The sequence below is a fragment of the Achromobacter pestifer genome (assembly GCF_902859625.1).
Lineage (GTDB): Bacteria > Pseudomonadota > Gammaproteobacteria > Burkholderiales > Burkholderiaceae_B > Achromobacter > Achromobacter pestifer.
Genome location: NZ_CADIJX010000004.1, coordinates 614,174 through 638,773 on the forward strand (window position 1 = coordinate 614,174; position 24,600 = coordinate 638,773).

Genomic DNA, 24,600 nt, shown 5'->3' on the forward strand with positions numbered 1-24,600 from the left:
GTCGCCACGCGCCGCCGGATCTAGAACGGCGAGGGCTGGTTCGACAGATTGACGAAGCTGTTGCTGGTCAGGTTCAGGCGGATGTGCTCCGACGGAGCGCCGGCTGCCAGTTTCAGCATGATCGCCATCAGCGGCTTGAAGCGCGCCTTGAACAAGTCGGCCAGCGTGTTCGCGTTGCTGACGCTGCTGCCGTTCATCTGCACGGCCGAATTGCTTAGGTCGAGCGCCTGGGCCAACAGCTTGTACTGGTTGGCGCGCTGGGCCGGGATATCGGCGAATGCCAGGTCGCCTGCGTTGGCGATGCGAACGAAGTCGCCCGCCATGTCCAGGGCTTTCCATTGCGCGAAGTCCGACAACTGCATGCCGTTGGCTTGCGCCAGCGCTTGCGCGCGGGCCTGGGCGTCGGCCAGGTTGCCGGCATAGGCGGCGTTGCTGGCGCCGCTACCTCCGCCGTCGGCCAGGCACGCGAAGAAGGCCGGAGTCAGATTGTTCTGGTTGCCGGTGTTCGCAAGTTCCTTGAGCGTGACGGTGGTTTGCAGCTGCGACAGCGTCAACAGGTCGGCGCCGGTCAGCGGGCTCTTGACCAGCTCACGCATCTCGCAGCGCCAGTCATCGTTGAGCAGGCGCAAGCGTACGAGTTCGCTCATGTAACGGTAGGTGAAGTCGCCATAGTCCTTGGCGTCCAGAATCGACACGTCCCAACGCGGCGGCGTGGTGTAGGCGTTTTCGGCGCGGTACAGGTCGAACAGTTCGTCAAAGCGCGGCACCTTGTCCAGGCGGATGGTCTGCACTTCGATCTCGGCTGCGCTTTGCAGCGTCATCAGCTTGTAGGCCGGCACATAGGCGGCCATGGACGGCGCCTGGATGTTGAACAGCGCCGTGTCACCGCCGTAGTTGCGCACCGCCATGTCGTTGAAGTGCATGTGCCCGCCCACATGCACCTTCAGGCCGGTTTCGGCCAGCGCGCGCGTGGTGTTCTCGGCCGGGCGGCGGATCATCTGCATCTTGTTGGCGCCCAGCAGCGCCTCGATGTCATCGGAGGCGCCGTTGAAGAATTCCGACATCGGGAAGTGACTGAAGGCGATGACCTGTTTGCCTTGCGCCTTGCCGCGCGCCACCACGTCGGCCAGCCACTTGATGACGTGGGCCTTGTGCGTGAGCATTTTGTTGTAGCCCTGGTCGCCCGAGCCGGTGAAATCATTTTGGCCGATGCCGGTGGGCACGTAGACGTTGGCATCCAGGCCAACCAGCCACACGCCCTTGACCGGTTCGACCACGTAGGACGTGTCGGGCACCATCTTGCATAGCGTGTAGTTCTGCGGTTTGTTCGGACCACCCGTGCCTTCGGCGCAGATCTCGTACTGGCGGTTGGTCCAGTTGGCTTGCGACAGCGCCGTCTCGTACTCGTAGTCCTCGTACTTGTAGGTGCTGTAGGGCGTTTCGTAATAGACGTTCTGCGGCTGCGGCATGAAGCCGTGCTGCTTGAGCGCATCGGTGATGCCGGCGTAGCCCATGTGCAACACCTCTTCGGTGCAATAGGTGCTGCCGACAAGTGCCCAGTCGCCGCCGTAGGCCGTGCTGCACGCCGCGTTGCCGCCACGGCTGTAGATCGGCTGCGAGAAGCCGATCGCGTTGGTCGTGGGGTCCACGCCCAGGTAGTCGCTCTTGCCGGCGGCCTGGTTGAACGGGCGGTTGGGGTCATGGTTGCCCGGCGCGGCGAAGAACTGGATGCCGTGCTTCTTCGAGTAGTCGTCCATGATCTTGACCAGGCCGCGCATGTGCACGGGCTGGCCATCGTCCGAGAAGTCGCCCGGCAGCGCGATGTACTTCACGCCACGCGCCACCGCATCGTCCAGCGCGGCCAGAAAAGCGAAGTAGTTTTCGTTGAACAGCCGCGTGGACGTCAGCTGCGCATACATCGTGCGGATGGTGGCGTTGTCGCCACGCTTCGGGTTGGGGATGCCGGGAAACGAGCCATCCTTGAAGTCGGCGTAGACGTCGTGAAAATGGATGTCGGGCATGAACGCGACTTGCACGGGGGCGGGCGGCGTGACCGGCGTTTCCGTGACGGGAGGGGGCGTCTGGTCAACCGGCTTGTTGTCATCATCGTCGCCGCCGCAAGCGGCAAGCAGGGCCATGATGGTTGCGGCGCCTGCCGTGCGGGCAAAGCGTGAAAGGGGAGTCATTGCGCGTTCATTTCCTGAAGTGTGGTTTCAGGCGGCCATTCCGATGGTCAAGGTCAGCTACCTGTCAGCGAGGCGCAATGTTCCCGGACGCCCATGACAGCATCATGAACCGCAGCGCGGCGTCTACCTCGCGCTTCAGGCGAAAAAAAAGCCCCTCGCGGGGCTTTGGAGCGACTGGGCGGAGCCGGTCAGATGTGCGTGATGAATTTCGTGACCAGATAACCGTCAAACGTTTCCAGGCCGCCTTCGCTGCCAATGCCGCTGTCCTTGATGCCACCGAACGGCGTCTCGGCCAGCGCGCTGCCGAAGTGGTTGATGTTGACCATGCCGGCTTCCAGGCCGTTGGAGACCTTGGTGGCCGTCTTCAGCGAGTTCGTGAACACGTAGGACGACAAACCGAAAGGCAGGCTGTTGGCGCGGCGCAGGACTTCATCGGTGTCCTTGAAGCGCACGACCGGCGCGACGGGGCCAAAGGGTTCTTCGGTCATCAGCATGGAGTCGTCGGGCAGATCCGTCACGACCGTGGGGGCGAAGAAGAAACCCTTGCGATCCAGCGGGCCGCCGCCGACCACGACCTTGCCGCCATGCTTCTTGGCGTCGTCGATGAAGGCGCTCATGGCGGGCACGCGGCGCTCATGCGCCAGCGGACCCATGTCGGTGCCGGCTTCCAGGCCGTCGCCAACCTTGATGTTCTTCAACACATCCGAGAAGCGCGCCAGGAATTGCTCGTAGGCGCCTTCCTGCACGTAGAAGCGGGTGGGCGATACACAGACCTGGCCCGCGTTGCGTACCTTGAACTTGGCCAGCATTTCAGCAGCGCGCTTAACGTCGGCATCGTCAAAGACCAGCACGGGCGAGTGGCCGCCCAATTCCATCGTGACGCGCTTCATGTGCGCGCCAGCCAGGGCAGCCAGTTGCTTGCCCACCGGCACGGAGCCGGTGAACGACACCTTGCGCACGATCGGCGAACGGATCAGGTAATCAGAGATCTTGGCCGGTTCGCCCCAGACAATGTTCAGGCAGCCCTTGGGCAGGCCAGCATCGTGGAACATGCGGGCGATCGCCATGACGGCGCTGGGTGAATCTTCCGGACCCTTCAACACCACCGTGCAGCCGGCGCCGAGCGCGGCGGCGATCTTGCGGATGGCTTGGTTGTACGGGAAGTTCCAGGGCGTGAACGCAGCGCAGACGCCAATGGGTTCGCGCACGACGAATTGGCGCACATCGGGGTTGCGCGGCGGCACCACGCGGCCATAGATGCGGCGACATTCCTCGGCGTGCCAATCGGCATGTTCGGCGCAGGACGTGACTTCGCCGACGGCCTCGGCCAGCGGTTTGCCCTGGTCCAGCGTCATGTTGCGGCCGATCTCCTTGGCGCGCTCGCGCGACAGCGTGGCGACCTTGCGCAGGATGGCGGAACGGTCCATGGGAGAGGACTTCTTCCACGACTCGAATGCGCGCTGGGCGGCGGCTAGCGCGCGATCCAGATCCGCTTCGGTGGCGTGGGGCAATTGGCCAAGCACTTCCAGCGTGGCCGGGTTGATGACGTCCTGGGTGCGCCTACCCTCGCCGGAGATGAATTCGCCGTCGATATACAGCGCCAACTGTTCATACATGCCTGTCGTTCCTTGCGAAATAGGAGTGGAGTGCGATCACGGTCGCCCACGGCAGTCTAAACCAGCTTGCACGGGGCAGGGAGGGCCACTCCCGCCTGGGAACCTGGAGCCAATCGAGGGCGCGCTTGAGCGTGCCATGGGTCTTGCAAGCCGATGCCCGCATGGACACAATGGGGCATCTTCGACTGCCCATCACCGATCCCATCGTGCAACCCGTCGATGCGCGTCCCGCCGGAAAGTCCAGCCTCTATTCCCGCATGCTCTTTCATTTTGTCGATGGGTTGCGCAACCGCATTGCCCGGGCGTCTCTGGTCGGAGACCGCCCCATCTTCGAGAATCACCAATTCCCCTGGATTGCCGATCTGGAAGCCCAGGCGCCCGCCATCCGCGCCGAGCTGATGACGCTGCTGGCGCAGCGCCAGCAGCTGCCGGCCTTCCACGAGATATCCCCCGATGTGGGCATGATCACGTCCGATGACCAATGGAAGACATTTCTCTTCATGGGCTACGGCCTGCGTTCCGAGCGAAACCTGGCCAGTTGCCCGGCGACGGCCAGGGCGCTTGACGGGATTCCCGGCATACGCAGCGCGATGTTCTCGATCCTGGAACCCGGTAAACGGATTCCGCTGCATACCGGGCCGTACAACGGCGTGCTCCGCTTGCACCTGGGGCTGATGGTTCCTGAACCCATGGACCAGTGTTGGATCGAAGTCGGGGGCGAACGCTACAGTTGGCGGGAGGGGCGGGCTGTGGTGTTTGACGACCTGTATCCCCACCAGGTGCACAACGACACGGACGGCGTGCGGGTCGTGCTGTTCGTGGACTTTGAACGCCCGTGTCGGATTCCGGTAAAATGGATCAATCGCCTGGTGCTCAAGGCGGCCCCGTTCACGGACGAAATCCGTCGCGGCAAGGCCAACCATGACGCCTGGGAGAAGGGCTTTTACCGCCAGAAATAAGGGGCGGATAGCTCGCAAACCGTTCCCCTTCATAGGGGGGTGTGGTCTTTTGTGCGTCATTCCAACAAAGTGCTTGCGCTCAAAATTTAACCACGCTAGAATGATCAGCTTTCCCAGATTGTCGATCCAGTCAACCGAAGTTGTTTCGAGACTAGCTCGGCGTGTTGGGGGAATACCCGCAGGATTTCAACCCAGGGTCGTTGCGTTGCCAACCAGTAGCAGAGGTAGAGCGAAAGCTCCGAATCTGCCACACATAAAGCAGGGCGGCAGACCTGACGGGACCAAAACTGGCAGGAATTGCAGTGTTCCCTTGTTGGGAAAACCGTATTTCCAGTTAAGTTGGAACAGGAAAAATCATGATCCAAATGCAGACCACGCTGGACGTGGCCGATAACACTGGTGCGCGTCATGTCATGTGCATTAAGGTGCTCGGTGGCTCCAAGCGCCGTTATGCCGGTATCGGCGACATCATCAAGGTGAGCGTCAAAGATGCGGCTCCGCGCGGACGCGTCAAGAAAGGCGAAATTTACAATGCCGTGGTGGTTCGTACCGCCAAGGGCGTGCGCCGTAAAGACGGTTCGCTGATTAAGTTCGGTGGCAATGCCGCCGTGTTGCTCAACGCCAAGCTGGAGCCCATCGGCACCCGCATCTTCGGACCCGTTACGCGCGAACTGCGTACCGAGAAGTTCATGAAGATCGTGTCGCTGGCCCCGGAAGTGCTGTAAGGAGCCCTACGATGAACAACATTCGTAAAGGCGACGAAGTCATCGTCCTGACCGGCCGCGACAAAAAGCGTCGTGGCACCGTGCTGGCTCGTGTTGATGTCGACCACGTTCTGGTCGAAGGCGTCAACATCGTCAAAAAGCACGTGAAAGCCAACCCGATGGCTAACAACCCGGGCGGGATTGTCGAAAAGACCATGCCGATCCACATCTCGAATGTGGCGCTCTTCAACCCCGCAACCGGTCGTGGCGACCGCGTGGGCGTTCAAGAAGTCGAAGGTCGCAAGGTCCGCGTGTTCCGTTCCAATGGTGCCGTTGTCGGCGCCAAGGCGTAAGGGGCGATAGACATGTCTCGTTTGCAAGATTTCTACAAGAGCAAGGTCGCTGCCGACCTGCAGGCCAAGTTTGGCTACAAGAGCGTGATGGAAGTGCCGCGCATCACCAAGATCACCCTGAACATGGGTGTCTCGGAAGCGGTCGCCGATAAGAAAGTTATCGAGCACGCTGTTGGCGATCTGACCAAGATCGCAGGCCAAAAGCCTGTCGTGACGAAGACCAAGAAGGCTATCGCTGGTTTCAAGATCCGCGAAAACTACCCGATTGGTTGCATGGTCACGCTGCGTGGTCAACGTATGTATGAATTCCTGGATCGCCTCGTTGCGGTCGCGCTGCCTCGCGTGCGCGACTTCCGTGGTATCTCGGGTCGTGCATTTGACGGCCGCGGCAACTACAACATCGGGGTGAAAGAGCAAATCATTTTCCCCGAAATCGAGTACGACAAGATCGACGCGCTGCGTGGGCTGAACATCAGCATCACCACCTCCGCGAAGACCGACGAAGAAGCCAAGGCGCTGTTGACGGCCTTCAGCTTCCCGTTCCGTAACTAAGGGGCTGATGACGTGGCTAAACTTTCCCTCATCAATCGCGACATCAAGCGCGCCAAGCTGGCTGACAAGTTCGCTCCCAAGCGCGCTGAGTTGAAGGCGATCATCGACGACCAGTCGAAGACTGACGAAGAACGTTACCAAGCTCGGCTCAAGCTGCAACAGCTGCCGCGCAATGCCAATCCGACGCGCCAACGTAACCGTTGCGTGGTCACCGGTCGTCCGCGCGGTGTGTTCCGCAAGTTCGGCCTGACGCGTCACAAACTGCGTGAAATGGCGATGAAGGGCGAAATCCCCGGCATCACCAAGGCCAGCTGGTAGGAGATACATTATGAGCATGAGCGATCCCATCGCCGATATGCTGACCCGCATTCGCAATGCGCAGCAAGTGGACAAAGTTACGGTGAGCATGCCCTCCTCGAAGCTGAAGGCGGCTATTGCCGCTGTGCTGAAAGACGAAGGCTACATCGACAGCTTTGAAATCAAGGGCACCCAGGCCAAGCCTGAGCTCGAGATCATCCTGAAGTACTACGCTGGTCGTCCGGTTATCGAGCGCATTGAACGCGTTTCGCGCCCCGGTCTGCGTATCTACAAGGGCCGTACTAGCATTCCTCAGGTCATGAACGGCCTGGGCGTGGCTATCGTTTCGACCTCGCGCGGCGTCATGACCGACCGTAAGGCTCGCGCCAACGGCGTCGGCGGCGAAGTGCTGTGCTACGTGGCCTAAGGAGAAATTCTAATGTCACGTATCGCTAAGTATCCGGTCGAACTGCCCAAGGGTGTCGAAGCTGACATCAAGCAGGATCAGATCACTGTCAAGGGCCCGTTGGGCACCCTGACTCAAGCCCTGACTGGCGACGTCACGGTTGCGCTGGACGAAGGCAAGCTCACGTTTGCCGCCGCCAACGAAACTCGTCACGCCAACGCCATGTCGGGTACCGTGCGCGCTCTGGTGGCCAATATGGTCGTCGGCGTGAGCAAGGGCTTCGAGCGCAAGCTGACCCTGGTTGGCGTGGGTTACCGCGCCTCGATCCAAGGCGATGCCGTTAAGCTGCAGCTCGGTTTCTCGCACGACGTTTTGCATCAGTTGCCGGCCGGTATCAAGGCCGAATGCCCCACCCAGACGGAAATCGTCATCAAGGGCGCCAACAAGCAAGTCGTCGGTCAGATGGCCGCTGAAATCCGCGCGTACCGCGAACCCGAACCCTACAAGGGCAAGGGTGTGCGTTACTCGGACGAACGCGTCGTCATCAAAGAAACCAAGAAGAAATAACGGCGCACGCAAGGACGAATCATGGACAAAAAAGTTTCCCGTTTGCGTCGTGCGGTTCCGACCCGCCGGAAGATCAACGAGTTGCGCGTTCACCGCCTCTCGGTCTTCCGCTCGAACCAGCACATCTACGCCAACATCATTTCGCCGGAAGGCGATCGCGTTTTGGTCAGCGCCTCGACGGTGGAAGCCGAAGTGCGTGCGCAACTGGCCGGCCAAACCGGTCAGGGTGGCAACACTGCCGCTGCGACGCTGGTCGGCAAGCGTGTGGCCGAAAAGGCCAAGGCTGCCGGTATCGAACTGGTCGCTTTCGATCGCTCGGGCTTTCGTTACCATGGCCGCGTGAAAGCGCTGGCCGATGCCGCGCGTGAAGCCGGCCTGAAGTTCTAAGCGAGGATCTGTCAAATGGCTAAAGTACAAGGCAAGAACGCCGCGGAAAAAGAGAACGATGACGGCCTCCGCGAAAAGATGATCGCGGTCAACCGCGTGAGCAAAGTGGTCAAGGGTGGTCGCACCATGAGCTTTGCCGCGCTGACCGTGGTCGGTGATGGCGATGGTCGTGTCGGCATGGGTAAGGGCAAGGCGCGTGAAGTGCCGGTGTCCGTTCAGAAGGCAATGGAACAGGCCCGTCGCGGCATGTTCAAGGTTGCCCTGAAGAACGGCACGCTGCACCACACCGTGGTTGGCAAGCATGGCGCCGCTACCGTGCTGATTTCGCCGGCTGCTGAAGGTACTGGCGTTATCGCCGGCGGCCCGATGCGCGCTATTTTTGAGGTGATGGGTGTGCGTAACGTGGTTGCCAAGAGCTTGGGCTCGAGCAACCCCTACAACATGGTTCGCGCCACGTTGAACGGTCTGCGCGCTTCCCTGACCCCGGCCGATGTTGCTGCCAAGCGCGGCAAGTCGGTTGAAGAAATCCTGGGGTAAATCATGGCTCAGAAGCAGATCAAAGTGACCCTCGTGCGCTCGGTGATCGGTACCAAGCAATCGCACCGTGATACGGTTCGCGGTTTGGGCTTGGGTCGCATCAACAGCAGCCGCGTGCTGGTCGATACGCCCGAGGTGCGTGGGATGATCCGTAAGGTGGATTATCTCGTTTCCGTCTCGGAAGCCTAAGGAATCACCATGTCGGATATGCAACTTAATTCGCTGAAGCCCGCTGAGGGCAGCAAGCACGCCAAGCGCCGCGTCGGCCGTGGCATCGGTTCGGGTCTGGGTAAAACCGCCGGCCGTGGTCACAAGGGTCAGAAGTCGCGCTCGGGCGGTTTCCATAAGGTTGGCTTCGAAGGCGGTCAAATGCCGCTGCAGCGTCGTCTGCCCAAGCGTGGTTTCACCCCGCTCGGTCAACACCTGTACGCCGAAGTTCGTCTGTCGGACCTGCAAGCCCTGCCCATCGACGAAGTCGACGTGCAAGTGCTCAAGGCGGCTGGCGTGATTGGCCAGGCGGTTCGTTACGCCAAGGTCATCAAGTCGGGTGAACTCTCGCGCAAGGTCGTGCTCAAGGGCATTACCGCGACGGCCGGTGCTCGCACCGCCATCGAAGCCGCGGGCGGCTCGCTTGCTTGATCATGAGGTGACGAGTGGCTAACGCGCAGGCATTGGGCAAAACCGGAGCACGGTACGGTGATTTGAAGCGCCGTCTTGTGTTCCTGGTGCTCGCCCTGGTGGTATACCGTTTGGGTACACACATCCCCGTACCGGGTATTAATCCGGATGCGCTGGCGGACTTGTTCCGTCAGAACCAGGGCGGGATCCTGGGCCTGTTCAACATGTTCTCGGGTGGGGCGCTCTCGCGTTTCTCGATTTTTGCCCTGGGGATCATGCCGTACATTTCGGCATCCATCATCATGCAGTTGATGTCGGTGGTGGTGCCGTCGCTGGAAGCGCTCAAGAAAGAGGGCGAATCCGGTCGTCGGAAGATTACCCAGTACACCCGCTACGGCACAGTCGTGCTGGCGCTGGTGCAAGCAGTGGGCATTTCGGTAGCGTTGGAGTCCCAACAGGGACTGGTGATCGATCCGGGTATGCTGTTTCGCTTCACGACCGTTGTGACTTTGGTCACTGGCACCATGTTCGTCATGTGGCTGGGTGAGCAGATCACGGAACGCGGTCTGGGCAACGGGATTTCCATCCTGATCTTCGCAGGTATCGTTGCGGGTTTGCCCGCCGCGCTGGCTGCACTGTTGGACCTGGTACGCACCAACGCGATGTCCGTGCTTTCGGCACTGTTCATTGTGGCTCTGGTGGTGTTGGTTACCGCTTTTGTGGTGTTCGTGGAACGCGGACAGCGCAAGATCACGGTGAACTACGCCAAGCGTCAGGTCGGCAACAAGGTCTACGGTGGTCAAAGCTCGCATTTGCCGCTGAAGCTGAACATGGCTGGGGTGATTCCGCCGATCTTCGCATCGTCGATCATTCTGTTCCCGGCCACGATCACGAGCTGGTTCTCCAGCAGTGAGAACATGCGCTGGCTTAGCGATTTGGCTGCGGCTCTGTCGCCTCGTCAACCGCTCTACATCACGCTGTACTCCGTCGCGATTATTTTCTTCTGCTTTTTCTACACGGCTCTGGTGTTCAACAGCCGCGAAACGGCGGACAACCTGAAGAAGAGTGGTGCGTTTGTTCCGGGCATCCGTCCGGGCGAGCAAACCGCGCGCTACATCGATAAGATCCTGATGCGTTTGACGCTCGCAGGTGCCATCTACATTACGTTGGTGTGCCTGTTGCCGGAATTCTTGGTGATGCGCTGGAATGTCCCCTTCTACTTCGGTGGTACGTCTCTGTTGATTATTGTGGTGGTGACGATGGATTTCATGGCACAGGTTCAGGCCTACATGATGTCTCACCAGTACGACTCGTTGCTCAAGAAGGCCAACTTCAAGGGCGCGGGTTTGCCGATGCGGTAAGCAAAAGAATGTCCAAGGACGACGTCATTCAGATGCAAGGCGAGGTTCTTGAGAACCTCCCGAACGCGACATTTCGCGTCAAGCTCGAAAACGGCCACGTGGTGTTGGGCCATATTTCCGGCAAGATGCGTATGCATTACATCCGGATCCTGCCGGGTGACAAGGTCACAGTGGAGCTCACGCCCTATGATCTGACGCGAGCCAGGATAGTTTTCCGCTCCAAATGAGCGGAACCGGATTACGGAAAATTAGGAGTCAACCATGAAAGTAATGGCATCGGTTAAGCGGATCTGCCGCAACTGCAAAGTTATCAAACGTCACGGCGTGGTGCGTGTTATCTGCACCGACCCGCGTCACAAGCAGCGTCAAGGCTAACTCGGGTTAGCGACTACGCAACAGATTTATTCAAGGAATAGTCATGGCCCGTATTGCTGGCATTAACATCCCGCCGCAACAGCACGCCGAGATCGGACTGACCGCCATTTTTGGCATTGGTCGTACGCGCGCTCGCAAAATCTGCGAAGCGGCAAACGTACCCTTTGACAAAAAGGTCAAGGATCTGAACGACGCTGAATTGGAACGCGTCCGCGAACATGTTGGTTTGTTCACGGTTGAAGGCGACCTGCGTCGTGAAGTACAGCTCTCGATCAAGCGTTTGATCGACCTGGGAACCTACCGCGGTATGCGTCACAAGCGCGGTTTGCCCGTGCGCGGCCAGCGCACTCGCACCAACGCCCGGACCCGCAAGGGCCCGCGTCGTGCTGCTGCGTCCCTGAAGAAATAATCGAGGAACTGGATTATGGCGAAAGCTTCCACCAGCGGCGCTTCGCGCGTGCGCAAAAAGGTTAAGAAGAACGTCTCGGACGGCATCGCGCACGTTCACGCTTCGTTCAACAACACCATCATCACCATCACCGACCGTCAGGGCAACGCTTTGTCGTGGGCCACTTCGGGCGGTGCTGGTTTCAAGGGTTCGCGTAAGTCGACCCCGTTCGCCGCGCAGGTCGCCGCTGAAACGGCTGGCCGTGTCGCGCTGGAATACGGTATCAAGACGTTGGAAGTGCGTATCAAGGGCCCCGGCCCCGGTCGCGAATCCTCGGTCCGCGCTCTGAACGCGCTGGGCATCAAGATTTCGTCCATCGCCGACATCACGCCCGTTCCGCACAACGGCTGCCGTCCGCCGAAGCGTCGTCGTATCTAAAGGGAATCCACATGGCACGTTATATTGGACCCAAATGCAAGCTCTCGCGCCGCGAGGGTACTGACCTGTTCCTGAAGAGCGCCCGTCGCTCGCTGGATTCCAAGTGCAAGCTGGATTCCAAGCCTGGCCAACACGGCCGCACTTCGGGTGCCCGCACTTCCGACTACGGCCTGCAGCTGCGCGAAAAGCAAAAGCTCAAGCGCATGTACGGCGTGCTGGAAAAGCAATTCCGCAAGTACTTCGCTGAAGCAGAGCGTCGCCGTGGCAACACCGGCGAAACCCTGATCCAGCTGCTGGAATCGCGTCTGGACAACGTCGTCTACCGCATGGGCTTCGGCTCGACGCGCGCCGAAGCTCGCCAGCTGGTGAGCCACCGCGCCATCGAACTGAACGGCCACACGGCTGACATCGCTTCGATGCTGGTCAAGGCTGGCGACGTCGTTTCGATCCGTGAAAAGGCCAAGAAGCAAGGCCGTATCAAGGAATCGCTCGACCTGGCCACCAGCATCGGCATCCCCCAATGGGTGGAAGTCGACGCGAACAAGCTGACCGGTACGTTCAAGTCGGTCCCCGATCGCGCTGACGTCGCTCGCGACATCAACGAATCGATGGTCGTCGAACTGTACTCGCGTTAATCAAGTCTCGGCCGGCGCCTCCTTCGCAGGTGTGCCGGCACGAAACTGGTCTCGCGACCCGTTTGCACGTCTCGCAGCAGCCCGCTTTCCGCCTTTTGGTGGGGCGGGCTTTGCGGTAAGTATTGGCCGGCGTTTGCACGCCGTCCGAGTTTCAAGTTTCACCCTGTCCATCAGCCTTATCGGTGTAACGAGCCGAGGGTATTGAAAAGGAACATAGTAAATGTCCACTCAAGGTTTCCTGAAGCCGCGCTCCATTGAAGTCGAACCGGTCGGCACGCACCATGCCAAGATCGTGATGGAGCCGTTCGAGCGTGGCTACGGTCATACGCTGGGCAACGCCCTGCGCCGCATTCTGCTGTCTTCGATGACCGGCTACGCGCCGACCGAAGTCCAGATGACGGGCGTGGTGCACGAATACTCGACCATCCCGGGCGTTCGCGAAGATGTCGTCGACATCCTGCTGAACCTGAAGGGCGTGGTCTTCAAGCTGCACAATCGCGACGAAGTGACCCTGGTTCTGCGCAAGACCGGCGCGGGCATCGTGCTGGCCAGCGACATCGAGCTGCCGCATGACGTCGAGATCATCAACCCCGGCCATGCCATCTGCAACCTGACGGACGCAGGCAAGCTGGAAATGCAGATCAAGGTTGAGAAGGGCCGCGGCTACGTGCCGGGCAACGTGCGCGCGCTGTCGGAAGACCGCACCCACACCATCGGCCGCATCGTTCTGGACGCTTCGTTCAGCCCGGTTCGCCGCGTGAGCTACGCGGTTGAAAGCGCCCGTGTGGAACAACGCACCGACCTGGACAAGCTGGTTCTGGACATCGAAACCAACGGCGTTATTTCGCCCGAGGAAGCGGTGCGCCAGTCGGCTCGCATCCTGATGGACCAGATCTCGGTCTTCGCTGCTCTGGAAGGCGCGGGCGATTCGTACGAAGCTCCGGTTCGCGGCACGCCGCAGATCGATCCGGTGCTGTTGCGCCCGGTCGATGACCTGGAACTGACCGTGCGTTCGGCCAACTGCCTGAAGGCCGAAAACATCTACTACATCGGCGACCTGATCCAGCGTACCGAAAACGAGCTGCTCAAGACCCCGAACCTGGGTCGCAAGTCGCTCAACGAGATCAAGGAAGTTCTGGCTGCACGTGGTCTGACTCTGGGCATGAAGCTCGAGAACTGGCCGCCCCTGGGTCTGGAGCGTCCGTAAGTCTTAAGAGGGTGGCGCCCCATGAATGGGGCGTTTCCCGCAGAGCCCGGCTTTCCCGCCGGGCGTTTTGCGAAATCGTCGTAAAATGCACCGTTTTCTACCGGACCGCGGCCTGATTGCAGGTTGATAGAAGAGCCGGCAACCCGATGGCGAACGCCATCTTTAGATTCAAAGGAAACTTATCATGCGTCACGGTAATGGCTTGCGTAAGCTCAACCGCACCAGCAGTCACCGTCTTGCCATGTTCCGCAACATGGCCGTTTCGTTGATCACTCACGAAGCCATCAAGACCACGCTGCCGAAGGCGAAAGAATTGCGCCGCGTCATCGAACCCCTGATCACGCTGGGCAAAGAGCCCACGCTGGCGAACAAGCGTCTGGCATTTGCCCGTCTGCGCGATCGCGATGCGGTGGTGAAGCTGTTCGCCGAAATCGGCCCGCGCTACGCGGCCCGTAACGGCGGCTACACCCGCGTGCTGAAGATGGGCTTCCGTCAAGGCGACAACGCTCCCATGGCTTTCATGGAACTGGTTGACCGTCCGGAAGTTGATGAAGCCGCTGCGGACAGCGCCGAGTAATCCTCGGTAGCTCGATAAGCGACAAGGGCGGGTCTTCGGACCCGCCCTTGTTTTATTTGCGCCCCCGCCACGGCGTTTTCTTCACGAGGCGTGCAATTCCCCTCGCAACTGCTCGGCGGTGGCCGCCAGGGCCTCCTGAGGCGGTTGGGGAGGCATCTTGAACGTCAGGTCCTGTTGTTCGATGTATTGCGTGGACGTCAGGTCCTGCGTGTGATGCATGGGGATGACGTGAGCGTGGGCGTGGGCCACGTGGATGCCGGTGAAGGCAAAGCCCACCCGTTCGACCCCGTACAGGCGCTTCATGTGGCGCCCCAGCTTCTGCCCCAGGTTCAGGATGTGGCCGGCCAGGTCGGCCGGCATGTCCTCGTAATAGGGATAGTGCTGCTTGGGGATGATCAGCGTGTGGCCCGGGCGCACCGGCTGGATGTCCAGGAAGGCCATCAGGCGATCGTCTTCGTGGATGATGTGCGCGGGTATCTCGTGCCGGGCGATGCGGCAGAACAGGCAGTTGTCGGGCATGCGAGTCTCGGTGGAAACGGATGGCTTGGCGGCGTGCGCGGTTCCGACGGATCCGGGGCGGTAGCCGCAATACCGATAAAATACCCCGAGTTACATCCCACACGGGTATCCCAAGGAGGCTCCATGTTGCGCGATGACGACGTCGTGCTGGTCATCAGCAATGCGCCCGACCTGCTGCTTGCGAAGCGCATCGCCCATGTGCTGGTCGAAGACGGACTGGCTGCGTGTGTGAACCTTGGCGCACCGGGCCTGTCCATCTATCTGTGGAACGGAGAAGTCGAAGGGGCGGAAGAAGTCCCCATCCACATCAAGACCACCTACGCGCGCCATCAGGCAGTGGTTCAGGCCCTGGCGCAGATGCATCCCTATGATGTGCCCGAAATCATTGTGCTGCCGGTCATCGGTGGCGCCGCGCCTTATCTGGATTGGGTGCGTGAGCAGACGGCCGTCACGCAGAACAAGAGAGACTGATGTTGCACCTTGCCGGTATCGTCGGCGCGCCGCGGCGCATGATTCACGCTGATCGCGCCAACCGCGTGACAAACTTGGCCCGGGCTCTGCTCAGCCAATGCCTGATGGTTATGGCGATGGCATTGCTGCTGCTGGGCTGGCAAGCCGCGGCGCACGCTGAAACCGAATTCCTGGAACCCGAGAAGGCCTTCGTGTTCAGCGCGCAGATGACGGCGCCTGACACGCTGGAGCTGCGCTACAAGGTTGCTCCGGGCTATTACATGTACCGGGAACGCTTCGGCATCACGATCAGCCCGGCCGGCGCGACGACGCTGGGCGAGGCGGTCTATCCCAAGGGCGAGGTCAAGTACGACCCCACCTTTGAGAAAGACATGGAGGTCTTTCACAAGGACGTGGTGATCCGCGTGCCGGTCGGCAATGGCGGACAACCTTTCACCCTGACCCTTACCGGCCAGGGTTGCGCGGACGCGGGCCTGTGCTACCCGCCGATGGACAGCAGCGTGAAGCTGACGCCGGTGGCAGGTGGTTATGCGTTGGCCGGCGGGGCATCGGCGGCGCCGGCGGCGTCCTCGGGCGGGCTGAGCGCGCTGGTCAATGCGGGCGACACCGGTTTGGCCGATGCGTTGGGCGGCCTGGGTTGGGCCAAGACGGCAGGCGTGTTCCTGCTGTTGGGGTTGTTGCTGGCGTTCACGCCTTGCGTGCTGCCGATGATTCCCATTTTGTCTTCGATCGTGCTGGGCGGGGTGGCGCAGCCTCGGCCGACGCGCGGGCGGGGTCTGGCCCTGGCGGCAACCTACGTGCTGGGCATGTCGGTGGTCTACACCGCGCTGGGCGTGGCCGCGGGCCTGAGCGGCGCGGGCTTGGCGGCCTGGTTGCAGACGCCCTGGATCCTGAGCTTGTTCGCGATCCTGCTGGCGGTGCTGGCGCTGGCGATGTTCGACGCATTCACTTTCCAGATGCCGTCGGGCATCCAGGCGAAATTGGCTGAGCGTTCATCGCGCGTTCCGGGCGGGCGTTATACCGGTGCGTTGGTGATGGGCGCCTTGTCCGCGCTGATCGTCGGCCCTTGCGTGGCGGCGCCTTTGGCGGGCGCGCTGCTGTATATCTCGCAGACGGGTGATGTGATCCTGGGCGGGTCGGCACTGTTCGCCATGGCCTGGGGCATGGGTGTGCCGCTGTTGATCGTGGGCGCGTCCTCCGGCGCGCTGCTGCCCAAGGCCGGCCCCTGGATGGATGGCGTGAAGCGTTTGTTCGGCATGTTGCTGCTGGCCACGGCCTGGTGGATGCTGATTCCCGTGGTGCCGACCTGGGTGCAGATGACGGGCTGGGCCTTCCTGGCGGTGGTGTCGGCCGTGATGCTGCGGGCGTTTGACGCCCTGCCGGCGGGTGCTGGCGCGGCGCGCATGTTCGGCAAGGGGCTGGGTCTGCTGCTGGCGCTGGCGGCCGCTGCATGGCTGGTGGGCGCGGCCAGCGGCGGACGCGATGTGCTGCAACCGCTGTCGCATCTGGCATCGCGCGGCGATGCGCCGTCGGGTGTGGCTGCTACCAATGGCGAAGTCCACTTCACCCGCGTGCGCAACAACGCCGAACTGGACGCGCTGCTGGCGCAAAGCCGCCAACCGGTCATGCTGGATTTTTACGCTGACTGGTGCGTGTCGTGCCGCGAGATGGAACGCTTCACCTTCACCGATCCCGGCGTGGCGCAACGCATGTCTGGCATGCTGCTGGTGCAGGCGGACGTCACGGCAAACAACGCCGACGACCGCGCGCTGCTCAAGCGCTTCCGCTTGTTCGGCCCGCCGGGCATCATGTTCTTTGAACCGGGTGGCAAGGAATTGCCGGAGGCCCGCGTGGTGGGATTCCAGGACGCCAAGCGCTTCACGGAATCGCTGGACAAGGTGCTGGTGCGCTGACCCCTGGGCGTATACCATGGCTGCTGCGCCGCGTGGGCGGCGCATCTCCCCTTCAGGCCGGCGCCCGTGACGTCCCCAACAGTTGATGCAAGCCAGGATCGGCAAGGTCTTATCTATCTTCAATTGATGTTCGTCATGGCCACCTGGGGCCTGAACATCGTCTCCATCAAGTACCTGACGCAGCACATGGACATCCAGGCGCTGGCCGCCGTGCGGATCGTCATTGCGTTCATCACCGTCACCCTCATCATCAAGGCTCGCAACGGCCGCATCCCCAAGCTGGGCCGCGTCGAGCTGGGCTGGGTGGCGCTGGCGGGCTTTCTGGTGGTGTACGCGCATCAAGTGGCGCTGGTGTCGGGGCTGCGCTTTTCGTCGGCGGCCAACGGCACGCTGATCATGGCGACGAGCCCCTTGCTGTCAGCCTTGTTGGCGGCTCTCTTCTATCGCGAAAGGTTGACCCTGGTGCGCCTGTCCGGCGCCATGCTGGGGCTGCTGGGCGTGGGCATGGTGGTTGCCGGCAGCGGCGCGCAGATCGGCCTGACGGGCTGGGGCGACGCGGTCGTGTTCGTGGCCGTGCTGGTGTTCGTGTTTGGCGGCCTGGTGATCCAGCGCATGTCCCGGACGATGGATCCGCTGGGCATGCTCTGGTACATGTACCTGGCGGGCGGCTTGATGCTGGTGGCGCATGCGGCGGTCACGCCGGCGTCTTATCAGACCGATACCTGGCAGATGACGTGGTGGCCGTGGCTGGTCCTGTTGTTCTCAGCCGTGATTGCGTCGGGCGTCAGCAACATCATCTGGAACACCGGCATCGCGCGCCTGGGCATCAGCCGCGCGGCCTTGTTCGTGAACTGGCTGCCGATTTTCGGGCTGCTGTTCGCATCCCTGTTCCTGGACGAGCACGTCACGCTGACCCATGTCGTGGGGCTGGCGTGCGTGTTGGGCGGAACCTGGCTGGGATTGCGGCGCGCGGCACCTGCCGCGCGGCGCGATTAGCGCTGGGCTTTCAGCAGCTTCGCGGCTTCGATGGCGAAGTAGGTCAGGATGCCGTCGGCGCCAGCGCGCTTGAACGCCAGCAGGGCTTCCATCATGACCTTGTCGTGGTCCAGCCAGCCATTGGCGGCGGCGGCCTTGATCATCGCGTATTCACCGCTGACCTGATAGGCGAAGGTGGGTACGCGGAACGTATCCTTCACGCGGCGCAGTACGTCCAGGTATGGCATGCCGGGCTTCACCATGACCATGTCGGCGCCCTCGTGCAAGTCGGCAGCGACTTCACGCAGCGCTTCATCGAGGTTGCCCGGATCCATCTGGTAAGCCATCTTGTTTGACTTGCCCAGGTTGGTGGCCGAGCCCACGGCGTCGCGGAACGGGCCGTAGAACGCACTGGCGTATTTGGCGGAGTACGCCATGATCTGCGTGTGGATATGGCCGTTGGCCTCCAGCGCGCGGCGCACGGCGCCGATGCGGCCGTCCATCATGTCGCTGGGTGCAACCATGTCGACGCCGGCTGTGGCTTGCGTCAACGCCTGCTTGACCAGGATCTCGACGGTCAGTTCATTGATCACGTAGCCGTCGTCGTCGATGACGCCATCCTGTCCGTGGCTGGTGTATGGATCCAGCGCCACATCGCACAGGATGCCAAGCTCGGGGAAGCGCTTCTTCAGTTCAGCGACCACGCGCGGAATCAGGCCATCTGGATTGGTCGCTTCAATGCCGTCGGGCGTCTTCAGCGAGGGGTCGATGACGGGGAACAGCGCCAGCACGGGAATGCCGAGCTTTACGCATTCCTCGGCCACGGGCAGCAAGGTGTCCAGCGAATAACGGACCACGCCGGGCAGCGAAGGCACGGCCTGTTGCAAGCCGCTGCCGTCGGCGACGAAGACGGGGTAAATCAGGTCATTGACCGTCAGTGCGTTCTCGCGCACCAGGCGGCGGGTGAAGTCGTCGCGACGCAGGCGGCGAGGGCGGGAAACCGGAAACTCAGGGGTAATGATCTGCGGGTTCATGGTGCTGCCTTGGGAGAAATCCAATTTTCAATATGCGCGCCGGCCTCTTCCAGGCCGATACGTTCCGGCGCCGAGAAGGGAATGGTGTGCAAGGCGCCGATGTCCGCCAGGTCCTTGCGCACGGAGAACACGGTGCGCATGCGCTGGCCATACGGCAGCTTGTCGGCTTTGGTCAGAAGCGCCAGCACCGGACGTCCGGTGGGGGCGATGAAGTTGGCCAGGCGGCGATCCAGTTCGGTGACGCCGCGGCGGATGTCGATCAGCAGCACGATGCCGGCCAGCGATTCGCGGTCGCGCAGGTAGCCGCCGAGGATGTCGGCCCATTTTTCTTTCTCGTTGCGAGCCACTGATGCGTAGCCGTAGCCGGGCAAGTCGACGAGAAAGCCGATGTGGCCTTCCGGATCCAGCGGGTCAGGCAAGCCGAACATATTGATCAAGCGCGTGCGGCCCGGCGTCTTGCTGGAAAACGCAAGACGACGCTGGTTGCACAGCACGTTGATGGCCGTGGATTTGCCGGCGTTTGAGCGGCCGACAAAGCAGACCTCGGGAGCGCCGGCGGCCGGCAACTGGTCGAGGCGAGCTGCGGAGGTAAGGAAGGAGGCGCGATGTAGGAGGGACACGGATGGGCTTTGGATACGGTTGGTTTCGAGCCCTATTGTATAATCCGGCGTTTGCAACAGTGGTCCCCGTGCGCGGAGCCGTCTTTTTTGCTTACTGTTTAGGTTGCCACGGCAGCCTGTCAGGCAGAATGGGCAAATGAGGTTCGATACGGTTTTCCAGGGTGTGCGGGGCAGGCGTGGGCGCCTTTTTGCGCCTTGATCGATGCGATCGTCGAGGTCTTCATGAAGCGTGTGCTGTCCCGGATGTTGGTTGCGAGCGGGCTGTTGCTCGGCGTTTCCACCTTATCTACACCCAGTTTCGCCGCTGACGGCGCTGCGGGCCCCGCCAAGCCAGATGCCGCCAAGGGCGGGCAACTGTTTGACCAGGGCGATGCCTCTAGAGGCATCATCGCCTGTGCGTCCTGTCATGGCGCGGCGGGCAATAGCACCATCCCGGTGAACCCTAACCTGGCCGCGCAACCCCACGAATATCTGGCCAAGCAATTGGCCGACTTCCAGGTCAAGCAAGGCGCCAAGCTGCCCGTGCGTAACGGCGCCGGCGGCAATCCGACCCCAATGACGGCCATGGCGCAGAACCTGACGCCGGCCGACATGCAGAACATTGCGCTGTATCTGGCGCAGCAACCGCTGAAAGAGCCCGCCACGGCTGGCCAGGAGAAGCTGGTTGATCTGGGTCAAAAGATCTGGCGCGGCGGCTTGCCCGAACGCAATGTCCCGGCCTGCGCGGCGTGTCACTCTGCAAATGGCGCGGGCATGGCCAGCCAGTACCCCCGCCTGTCGGGCCAGTTCCCCATGTACATCGAAGAGCAGCTCAAGCTGTTCCGCAGTGGCGACCGCAAGAACGACATCATGTTCGCTATCGCGGATCGCATGTCGGACGCCGATATCAAGGCGGTGTCTGACTACGCGGCTGGCCTGAGGTAGGCCCAAGCCCGCTACACGCGCGGCTGGTTCCGCGTTCACGCAACTTGAGTACAACGGAACCTGTTTCCGTTGTGCGCTGTCTATGAGGGGGGTAGCCGATTGCGCGGCCCCCCTTTTTTCATGAATTCAACTCGAACCCATACCCGCCCCTCTCTGCGTAGCCTGCCTGGCGACCTCTTCGAACTGATGGGTTCGATGCGTTTCGCCGTCAGTCTGCTGATGTTCATCTGCGTAGCGAGCCTGGTCGGGACCGTGTTGCAGCAGAACCGCTCGTCCAGCAACTACATCGACCAGTTCGGCCCGTTCTGGTTCGAGGTGTTCGACAAATTCTCGATCTGGCACGTCTACAACAGCTGGTGGTTTCTGCTGATCATGGCGTTCCTGGTCGTGTCGACCTCGGTCTGCCTGATCCGCAATGCGCCCAAGATGCTGCGCGATGCGCGTTCGTTCCGCGAACACGTGCGGGCCAGCAGCCTGCGGGCCTTCCCGCACCGCGTGGAAACCGCCGAACCCACGGATGTGCCGCAGACCGCGGCCGGGCTGAAGTCGCTGCTGGAGCGCCTGGGCTATGCCGTGCGTGAACGCAAGGACGGCGACGGCGTGATGCTGGCCGCCAAAAAGGGCAGCGCCAACCGGCTGGGCTATGTGTTTGCCCATGCGGCAATGGTCATCATCTGTATCGGCGGCTTGCTGGACAGCGAATTGCCCGTGCGCCTGCAAGTCATGCTGGGCGGCAAGAAGCCCATCGTTGAAAACATGCTGATTTCGGAAGTGCCGGAAAGCGGCCGCTTGTCGGTGGACAACCCGAGCTTCCGCGCCAGCGTGCTGGTGCCCGAAGGCGGCCAGGCCAGCACCGCGGTCGTCATGGTGGGCGACGGCGCCCTGGTGCAGCCGATGCCTTTCACGTTGAAGTTGAAGAAATTCATCGTCGACTACTACTCCACCGGCATGCCCAGCCGTTTTGCCAGCGAAGTCGAAGTCACCGACCCCGATACCGGCAAGACGTTCGATTCCACCATCGAAGTCAACGAGCCGCTGCGATTCAAGGGCATGACGGTCTATCAGTCCAGTTTTGACGACGGCGGCAGCACGGTGGTCCTGAAGGGCTATCCCCTGGTGGGCGCCGGCGGCGCCACATTCACCGTTGACGGTACGGTGGGCAAGACCAGCGAAGTAACCGCTCACACATCGGGTGGCCCGCGCAGCATGGGCGTGGAGATCACGGCGATGCGCCCGATCAATGTGGAAGATCTGACGCGGGGCGACCCGAAGGGCGCCAATCAGAGTTTCGCTGAGCACGTGGCGTCGGTGTCTGGCAGCGCGGCAGGCAAGAAGAACGAGAATCTGCGCAACGTAGGCCCCAGTGTCGAATACAAGCTGATCGACGACGCGGGCCAGGCCCACGAATTCCAGAATTACATGCTGCCCGTTGAACTGGACGGCGCCAGCGTGTTCCTGGCCGGTGTGCGCAGCAATGCGTCGGAGCCGTTCCGCTATCTGCGGATTCCGGCCGACGATGACAGCTCGATCGCCGAATTCATGCGCCTGCGCGCAACCTTGGCCGACCCGGCCGCGCGCCAGGAAGCGGCCCGCCGCTTCGCCGAGCGCAACAGCCCGTCGGGCGCCGACCGCCAGCCCTTGCAGACGGCCGCCGAGCGCGCGTTGGAGACCTTCTCGTCGGGTGGCCTGCAAGCCGTGGCCGCCTTCCTGCAAGCCAACACGCCCGCCGCCGACCTGGAGCGCGCGGCCGACGTGGTGATCCGCCTGATCGGCGCCAGCATGAACGAACTGCGCGCCATCGAACGCGAGCGCGCGGGCCTGCCCGCCGTGGCGGTCGAAGGGCCGGAAGGGGAACGTGCGGTGGTCTGGTCGCGTCTGGCCGTGGCGGCGTTGTCGGATCTGACGGTGTATCCGGCGCCGGTCTTCCTGTCGCTGGCGGATTTCAACCATGTGCAGGCCAGCGTGTTTCAGGTCAGCCGCACGCCCGGCAAGAACACCGTCTACCTGGGCAGCTTGTTGTTGGTCCTGGGGGTGTTCTCGATGTTCTATATTCGAGATCGCCGTATCTGGATCTGGGTCAAGCCGCATGACGGCGGCAGCAGTGTCTTGGCGGCCATGACGTCCCAGAAGCGTACACTCGACTTCAATCAAGAGTTTGAACGCTTCAAGCAGGCGCTGCTGCGCCAGAAGAGGTCTTAAGGTTTATTTATGTCGACTACGACCACTACGCACCCCTCGTCGCCCGAAGCGCTGAACGCGCAGCCGGACGCGCTCTGGCAGGATGGCCTGTCGGAAACCGGCGATAGCCGCCTTCGGCGCGGCAAGCCTGACTGGACGGACCTCGTCTTCTTCTTGTTGCTGTCGGTGGGCGCAGGTTTCGCGCTGACCCGTCACGGCAACGCGATGGACTATTACGAAAAGCTCATCCTTTGCGGCACGGTGCCCGCGCTGGCCTGGCTGGGCTGGCTGTGGCGTCCGCTACGCCATTTGATGATCGCCTGTGCGATCTCGGCCGGACTGGCCTTGATGCTCTATGGCAATGATCTGGCGCGCGCCGAACAGGTGTTCTTCCTGAAGTACCTGTTCTCGTCCCAGTCCGCCATCTTGTGGATGAGCGCGCTGTTCGCCTTGGCGATGGTCTGCTACTGGATCGGCGTCTTCAGCCCCACGGCTGCGTGGCTGGGCACGGCGCTGACCTGGGGTGCGGTCTTCGCGGGCGTGACGGGCTTGCTGGTCCGCTGGCGCGAAGGCCACCTGATGGGCCCTGACCTGGGCCACATCCCGGTCAGCAACCTGTACGAAGTGTTCGTGCTGTTCTCGTTGATCACGGCGTTGTTCTACCTGTATTACGAACGCAAATACGCCACGCGCGCACTCGGTGGCTTCGTGCTGCTGGTGGTGACGTCGGCCGTGGTGTTCCTGCTGTGGTATTCGTTCACGCGCGATGCCGGACAGATCCAGCCGCTGGTGCCGGCCTTGAAGAGCTGGTGGATGAAACTGCACGTGCCGGCCAACTTCATTGGCTACGGCACGTTCTCGTTGGCGGCGATGGTGGGTTTTGCCTATCTGGTCAAGCAGCACGGGCAGACGACTTCGTGGGCCAAGTTGGCGCCGCTGTTCATCCTGGGCGTGCTGCTGTGCGCCGAGCCGATGGTGTTCCGCAGCGATGGCCTGTCGGCTACCTGGATGCTGTATTTCGGCGTGGGCGCCGTGATCGTGGGCGCGATCCTGCTGGGCCGCCGCCGCATCGCCGCCGCGCTGCCTTCGCTGGAGGTGCTGGACGACATCATGTATCGCGCCATCGCGATCGGCTTCGCCTTCTTCACGGTGGCAACCATCCTGGGCGCGTTGTGGGCGGCTGACGCCTGGGGCGCGTACTGGCAGTGGGACCCCAAGGAAACCTGGGCGCTGATCGTCTGGCTGAACTATGCGGCCTGGTTGCACATGCGCCTGATCAAGGGCCTGCGCGGCACCATGGCGGCCTACTGGGCGCTGATGGGCCTGCTGATCACGGGCTTTGCATTCCTGGGCGTGAATATGTTCCTGTCCGGGCTGCATTCCTACGGACAGCTGTAATCGCGGGCGAGGGGGTCACGCTGCCAGCACGAACATTTTCGGCTGCGGCGAGAACACCTGGATGCCCGGCGCATTGACGTTGTTCTGCAAGGTCAGGCTGGTCATGCGGACGATCGGCATGGCGCGTACCAACATGCGGTACGCGCCCGTTATATAGCGCGATTGGCCCATGAAGGTCTGCGAGATCACGCCTCCGCCCACGCCAGCCGTGTCGCCCAGCGTGACCGGCACCGGCGTGGCCAGATTGTGCACCGGTGCGCACATCAGCCACACATTCCAGACCACGGGAATGCCCATCGACGACGTTGCTGCGTCGATATGCGGCAGTGGCGGCACGGGCGTCTTGCAGACGTCGGGAAATCCCAGGGCCAGACCGGGCAACTGGCAGACTGCGAGCATGTTCCT

General features: G+C 61.9%; 31 protein-coding genes. 25 read left to right on the forward strand and 6 right to left on the reverse strand.

Annotated features, from left to right (window positions below; all coding sequences use genetic code 11):
* Nucleotides 1-20: 20 nt before the first annotated feature.
* Nucleotides 21-2,186, reverse strand: coding sequence for a metallophosphoesterase (locus HV753_RS18640; RefSeq protein WP_175176080.1), 2,166 nt, complete (start codon nucleotides 2,184-2,186; stop codon nucleotides 21-23).
* A 188-nt stretch (nucleotides 2,187-2,374) separates the two neighbouring features.
* Nucleotides 2,375-3,802: an NAD-dependent succinate-semialdehyde dehydrogenase gene (locus HV753_RS18645; RefSeq protein WP_175176081.1), complete on the reverse strand. Its 1,428-nt coding sequence runs from the start codon at nucleotides 3,800-3,802 to the stop codon at nucleotides 2,375-2,377.
* Nucleotides 3,803-3,972: 170 nt separating this feature from the next.
* Here HV753_RS18645 and HV753_RS18650 point away from each other — a divergent pair, with 170 nt between their 5' ends.
* From HV753_RS18650 to rplQ, 19 genes are all read left to right on the forward strand, one after another.
* Nucleotides 3,973-4,761, forward strand: coding sequence for an aspartyl/asparaginyl beta-hydroxylase domain-containing protein (locus tag HV753_RS18650; RefSeq protein ID WP_246288321.1), 789 nt, complete (start codon nucleotides 3,973-3,975; stop codon nucleotides 4,759-4,761).
* 356 nt (nucleotides 4,762-5,117) lie between these two features.
* Nucleotides 5,118-5,486 (forward strand): 50S ribosomal protein L14, encoded by a 369-nt coding sequence (rplN, locus tag HV753_RS18655; protein WP_046807446.1) that lies wholly within the window; start codon nucleotides 5,118-5,120, stop codon nucleotides 5,484-5,486.
* An 11-nt stretch (nucleotides 5,487-5,497) separates the two neighbouring features.
* Nucleotides 5,498-5,818, forward strand: coding sequence for a 50S ribosomal protein L24 (gene rplX, locus HV753_RS18660; protein WP_175176082.1), 321 nt, complete (start codon nucleotides 5,498-5,500; stop codon nucleotides 5,816-5,818).
* A gap of 12 nt (nucleotides 5,819-5,830) precedes the next feature.
* The gene (gene rplE, locus HV753_RS18665) at nucleotides 5,831-6,370 is read left to right on the forward strand and encodes a 50S ribosomal protein L5 (protein ID WP_175176083.1); all 540 of its coding nucleotides are present in this window, start codon (nucleotides 5,831-5,833) and stop codon (nucleotides 6,368-6,370) included.
* A gap of 12 nt (nucleotides 6,371-6,382) precedes the next feature.
* A complete protein-coding gene (gene rpsN / locus HV753_RS18670) occupies nucleotides 6,383-6,688 on the forward strand; it encodes a 30S ribosomal protein S14 (RefSeq protein WP_175176084.1) in 306 nt (101 codons plus the stop codon).
* Nucleotides 6,689-6,698: 10 nt separating this feature from the next.
* Complete coding sequence (gene rpsH / locus HV753_RS18675) at nucleotides 6,699-7,094, forward strand: 30S ribosomal protein S8 (protein ID WP_175176085.1); 396 nt, start codon at nucleotides 6,699-6,701, stop codon at nucleotides 7,092-7,094.
* A gap of 12 nt (nucleotides 7,095-7,106) precedes the next feature.
* Nucleotides 7,107-7,640, forward strand: coding sequence for a 50S ribosomal protein L6 (rplF, locus tag HV753_RS18680; protein WP_175176086.1), 534 nt, complete (start codon nucleotides 7,107-7,109; stop codon nucleotides 7,638-7,640).
* Between the two features lie 21 nt (nucleotides 7,641-7,661).
* Nucleotides 7,662-8,027, forward strand: a complete 366-nt coding sequence (gene rplR, locus HV753_RS18685) for a 50S ribosomal protein L18 (protein WP_006227039.1) — start codon at nucleotides 7,662-7,664, stop codon at nucleotides 8,025-8,027.
* Between the two features lie 15 nt (nucleotides 8,028-8,042).
* Entirely contained in the window at nucleotides 8,043-8,564 is a 522-nt protein-coding gene (gene rpsE / locus HV753_RS18690; protein WP_006216521.1) for a 30S ribosomal protein S5, read from the forward strand.
* A gap of 3 nt (nucleotides 8,565-8,567) precedes the next feature.
* Nucleotides 8,568-8,753 (forward strand): 50S ribosomal protein L30, encoded by a 186-nt coding sequence (gene rpmD, locus HV753_RS18695; RefSeq protein ID WP_006216520.1) that lies wholly within the window; start codon nucleotides 8,568-8,570, stop codon nucleotides 8,751-8,753.
* 9 nt (nucleotides 8,754-8,762) lie between these two features.
* On the forward strand, nucleotides 8,763-9,203 hold the full coding sequence (gene rplO / locus HV753_RS18700; protein WP_105555709.1) for a 50S ribosomal protein L15: 441 nt from the start codon (nucleotides 8,763-8,765) through the stop codon (nucleotides 9,201-9,203).
* Nucleotides 9,204-9,217: 14 nt separating this feature from the next.
* On the forward strand, nucleotides 9,218-10,543 hold the full coding sequence (gene secY / locus HV753_RS18705; RefSeq protein ID WP_039882533.1) for a preprotein translocase subunit SecY: 1,326 nt from the start codon (nucleotides 9,218-9,220) through the stop codon (nucleotides 10,541-10,543).
* Nucleotides 10,544-10,551: 8 nt separating this feature from the next.
* Nucleotides 10,552-10,770 (forward strand): translation initiation factor IF-1, encoded by a 219-nt coding sequence (gene infA / locus HV753_RS18710; RefSeq protein WP_003806927.1) that lies wholly within the window; start codon nucleotides 10,552-10,554, stop codon nucleotides 10,768-10,770.
* A gap of 34 nt (nucleotides 10,771-10,804) precedes the next feature.
* Nucleotides 10,805-10,918, forward strand: a complete 114-nt coding sequence (gene rpmJ, locus HV753_RS18715) for a 50S ribosomal protein L36 (protein ID WP_003806928.1) — start codon at nucleotides 10,805-10,807, stop codon at nucleotides 10,916-10,918.
* Nucleotides 10,919-10,961: 43 nt separating this feature from the next.
* Complete coding sequence (gene rpsM, locus HV753_RS18720) at nucleotides 10,962-11,327, forward strand: 30S ribosomal protein S13 (RefSeq protein WP_006216517.1); 366 nt, start codon at nucleotides 10,962-10,964, stop codon at nucleotides 11,325-11,327.
* A 15-nt stretch (nucleotides 11,328-11,342) separates the two neighbouring features.
* On the forward strand, nucleotides 11,343-11,744 hold the full coding sequence (gene rpsK / locus HV753_RS18725; RefSeq protein ID WP_006216516.1) for a 30S ribosomal protein S11: 402 nt from the start codon (nucleotides 11,343-11,345) through the stop codon (nucleotides 11,742-11,744).
* Nucleotides 11,745-11,755: 11 nt separating this feature from the next.
* Nucleotides 11,756-12,379, forward strand: coding sequence for a 30S ribosomal protein S4 (gene rpsD / locus HV753_RS18730; protein WP_175176087.1), 624 nt, complete (start codon nucleotides 11,756-11,758; stop codon nucleotides 12,377-12,379).
* A gap of 220 nt (nucleotides 12,380-12,599) precedes the next feature.
* Entirely contained in the window at nucleotides 12,600-13,586 is a 987-nt protein-coding gene (locus HV753_RS18735; protein ID WP_025136325.1) for a DNA-directed RNA polymerase subunit alpha, read from the forward strand.
* Nucleotides 13,587-13,770: 184 nt separating this feature from the next.
* A complete protein-coding gene (rplQ, locus tag HV753_RS18740; RefSeq protein ID WP_006216513.1) occupies nucleotides 13,771-14,163 on the forward strand; it encodes a 50S ribosomal protein L17 in 393 nt (130 codons plus the stop codon).
* A gap of 81 nt (nucleotides 14,164-14,244) precedes the next feature.
* On the opposite strand, the gene HV753_RS18745 is transcribed toward rplQ, so the two are convergent.
* Entirely contained in the window at nucleotides 14,245-14,682 is a 438-nt protein-coding gene (locus HV753_RS18745) for an HIT family protein (RefSeq protein WP_175176088.1), read from the reverse strand.
* A 123-nt stretch (nucleotides 14,683-14,805) separates the two neighbouring features.
* Here HV753_RS18745 and cutA point away from each other — a divergent pair, with 123 nt between their 5' ends.
* The 3 genes from cutA to HV753_RS18760 all read left to right on the forward strand — a co-directional run bounded on the left by cutA (nucleotide 14,806) and on the right by HV753_RS18760 (nucleotide 18,062).
* On the forward strand, nucleotides 14,806-15,153 hold the full coding sequence (gene cutA / locus HV753_RS18750; RefSeq protein ID WP_105555714.1) for a divalent-cation tolerance protein CutA: 348 nt from the start codon (nucleotides 14,806-14,808) through the stop codon (nucleotides 15,151-15,153).
* Nucleotides 15,153-17,066 (forward strand): protein-disulfide reductase DsbD, encoded by a 1,914-nt coding sequence (gene dsbD / locus HV753_RS18755; RefSeq protein ID WP_175176089.1) that lies wholly within the window; start codon nucleotides 15,153-15,155, stop codon nucleotides 17,064-17,066. The genes cutA and dsbD overlap by 1 nt, the downstream gene beginning before the upstream one ends.
* A gap of 126 nt (nucleotides 17,067-17,192) precedes the next feature.
* Nucleotides 17,193-18,062 carry a DMT family transporter gene (locus HV753_RS18760; RefSeq protein WP_175176206.1) on the forward strand — a complete coding sequence of 290 codons (870 nt, stop codon included), beginning with the start codon at nucleotides 17,193-17,195 and terminating at the stop codon, nucleotides 18,060-18,062.
* Here the strand turns inward: HV753_RS18760 and hemB are convergent.
* Together hemB and yihA are read right to left on the reverse strand one after the other, a co-directional pair.
* On the reverse strand, nucleotides 18,059-19,075 hold the full coding sequence (gene hemB / locus HV753_RS18765; protein ID WP_175176090.1) for a porphobilinogen synthase: 1,017 nt from the start codon (nucleotides 19,073-19,075) through the stop codon (nucleotides 18,059-18,061). The two genes, HV753_RS18760 and hemB, sit on opposite strands and share 4 nt — an antisense overlap.
* Nucleotides 19,072-19,695, reverse strand: a complete 624-nt coding sequence (gene yihA / locus HV753_RS18770; protein ID WP_175176091.1) for a ribosome biogenesis GTP-binding protein YihA/YsxC — start codon at nucleotides 19,693-19,695, stop codon at nucleotides 19,072-19,074. Before yihA ends, hemB begins: the two co-directional genes overlap by 4 nt.
* 222 nt (nucleotides 19,696-19,917) lie before the next feature.
* Here yihA and HV753_RS18775 point away from each other — a divergent pair, with 222 nt between their 5' ends.
* The 3 genes from HV753_RS18775 to ccsB all read left to right on the forward strand — a co-directional run bounded on the left by HV753_RS18775 (nucleotide 19,918) and on the right by ccsB (nucleotide 24,195).
* Nucleotides 19,918-20,619 (forward strand): c-type cytochrome, encoded by a 702-nt coding sequence (locus HV753_RS18775; protein ID WP_175176207.1) that lies wholly within the window; start codon nucleotides 19,918-19,920, stop codon nucleotides 20,617-20,619.
* A gap of 120 nt (nucleotides 20,620-20,739) precedes the next feature.
* On the forward strand, nucleotides 20,740-22,818 hold the full coding sequence (locus HV753_RS18780; RefSeq protein WP_175176092.1) for a cytochrome c biogenesis protein ResB: 2,079 nt from the start codon (nucleotides 20,740-20,742) through the stop codon (nucleotides 22,816-22,818).
* Between the two features lie 9 nt (nucleotides 22,819-22,827).
* Nucleotides 22,828-24,195 (forward strand): c-type cytochrome biogenesis protein CcsB, encoded by a 1,368-nt coding sequence (gene ccsB / locus HV753_RS18785; RefSeq protein ID WP_246288311.1) that lies wholly within the window; start codon nucleotides 22,828-22,830, stop codon nucleotides 24,193-24,195.
* A 15-nt stretch (nucleotides 24,196-24,210) separates the two neighbouring features.
* Here ccsB and HV753_RS18790 read toward each other — a convergent pair whose 3' ends face one another.
* Nucleotides 24,211-24,594, reverse strand: a complete 384-nt coding sequence (locus HV753_RS18790; RefSeq protein ID WP_175176093.1) for a DUF4150 domain-containing protein — start codon at nucleotides 24,592-24,594, stop codon at nucleotides 24,211-24,213.
* Between the last annotated feature and the right edge of the window lie 6 nt (nucleotides 24,595-24,600).

What these genes read in the sequence shown, in the direction of transcription:
- HV753_RS18640 (WP_175176080.1), bottom strand. Translation starts at nt 2,186, where the DNA reads ATGACTCCCCTTTCACGCTTTGCCCGCACGGCAGGCGCCGCAACCATC.
- HV753_RS18645 (WP_175176081.1), bottom strand. Translation starts at nt 3,802, where the DNA reads ATGTATGAACAGTTGGCGCTGTATATCGACGGCGAATTCATCTCCGGC.
- HV753_RS18650 (WP_246288321.1), top strand. Translation starts at nt 3,973, where the DNA reads ATGGGGCATCTTCGACTGCCCATCACCGATCCCATCGTGCAACCCGTC.
- rplN (WP_046807446.1), top strand. Translation starts at nt 5,118, where the DNA reads ATGATCCAAATGCAGACCACGCTGGACGTGGCCGATAACACTGGTGCG.
- rplX (WP_175176082.1), top strand. Translation starts at nt 5,498, where the DNA reads ATGAACAACATTCGTAAAGGCGACGAAGTCATCGTCCTGACCGGCCGC.
- rplE (WP_175176083.1), top strand. Translation starts at nt 5,831, where the DNA reads ATGTCTCGTTTGCAAGATTTCTACAAGAGCAAGGTCGCTGCCGACCTG.
- rpsH (WP_175176085.1), top strand. Translation starts at nt 6,699, where the DNA reads ATGAGCATGAGCGATCCCATCGCCGATATGCTGACCCGCATTCGCAAT.
- rplF (WP_175176086.1), top strand. Translation starts at nt 7,107, where the DNA reads ATGTCACGTATCGCTAAGTATCCGGTCGAACTGCCCAAGGGTGTCGAA.
- rplR (WP_006227039.1), top strand. Translation starts at nt 7,662, where the DNA reads ATGGACAAAAAAGTTTCCCGTTTGCGTCGTGCGGTTCCGACCCGCCGG.
- rpsE (WP_006216521.1), top strand. Translation starts at nt 8,043, where the DNA reads ATGGCTAAAGTACAAGGCAAGAACGCCGCGGAAAAAGAGAACGATGAC.
- rpmD (WP_006216520.1), top strand. Translation starts at nt 8,568, where the DNA reads ATGGCTCAGAAGCAGATCAAAGTGACCCTCGTGCGCTCGGTGATCGGT.
- rplO (WP_105555709.1), top strand. Translation starts at nt 8,763, where the DNA reads ATGTCGGATATGCAACTTAATTCGCTGAAGCCCGCTGAGGGCAGCAAG.
- infA (WP_003806927.1), top strand. Translation starts at nt 10,552, where the DNA reads ATGTCCAAGGACGACGTCATTCAGATGCAAGGCGAGGTTCTTGAGAAC.
- rpmJ (WP_003806928.1), top strand. Translation starts at nt 10,805, where the DNA reads ATGAAAGTAATGGCATCGGTTAAGCGGATCTGCCGCAACTGCAAAGTT.
- rpsM (WP_006216517.1), top strand. Translation starts at nt 10,962, where the DNA reads ATGGCCCGTATTGCTGGCATTAACATCCCGCCGCAACAGCACGCCGAG.
- rpsK (WP_006216516.1), top strand. Translation starts at nt 11,343, where the DNA reads ATGGCGAAAGCTTCCACCAGCGGCGCTTCGCGCGTGCGCAAAAAGGTT.
- rpsD (WP_175176087.1), top strand. Translation starts at nt 11,756, where the DNA reads ATGGCACGTTATATTGGACCCAAATGCAAGCTCTCGCGCCGCGAGGGT.
- HV753_RS18735 (WP_025136325.1), top strand. Translation starts at nt 12,600, where the DNA reads ATGTCCACTCAAGGTTTCCTGAAGCCGCGCTCCATTGAAGTCGAACCG.
- rplQ (WP_006216513.1), top strand. Translation starts at nt 13,771, where the DNA reads ATGCGTCACGGTAATGGCTTGCGTAAGCTCAACCGCACCAGCAGTCAC.
- HV753_RS18745 (WP_175176088.1), bottom strand. Translation starts at nt 14,682, where the DNA reads ATGCCCGACAACTGCCTGTTCTGCCGCATCGCCCGGCACGAGATACCC.
- cutA (WP_105555714.1), top strand. Translation starts at nt 14,806, where the DNA reads ATGTTGCGCGATGACGACGTCGTGCTGGTCATCAGCAATGCGCCCGAC.
- dsbD (WP_175176089.1), top strand. Translation starts at nt 15,153, where the DNA reads ATGTTGCACCTTGCCGGTATCGTCGGCGCGCCGCGGCGCATGATTCAC.
- HV753_RS18760 (WP_175176206.1), top strand. Translation starts at nt 17,193, where the DNA reads ATGTTCGTCATGGCCACCTGGGGCCTGAACATCGTCTCCATCAAGTAC.
- hemB (WP_175176090.1), bottom strand. Translation starts at nt 19,075, where the DNA reads ATGAACCCGCAGATCATTACCCCTGAGTTTCCGGTTTCCCGCCCTCGC.
- HV753_RS18775 (WP_175176207.1), top strand. Translation starts at nt 19,918, where the DNA reads ATGAAGCGTGTGCTGTCCCGGATGTTGGTTGCGAGCGGGCTGTTGCTC.
- HV753_RS18780 (WP_175176092.1), top strand. Translation starts at nt 20,740, where the DNA reads ATGAATTCAACTCGAACCCATACCCGCCCCTCTCTGCGTAGCCTGCCT.
- ccsB (WP_246288311.1), top strand. Translation starts at nt 22,828, where the DNA reads ATGTCGACTACGACCACTACGCACCCCTCGTCGCCCGAAGCGCTGAAC.
- HV753_RS18790 (WP_175176093.1), bottom strand. Translation starts at nt 24,594, where the DNA reads ATGCTCGCAGTCTGCCAGTTGCCCGGTCTGGCCCTGGGATTTCCCGAC.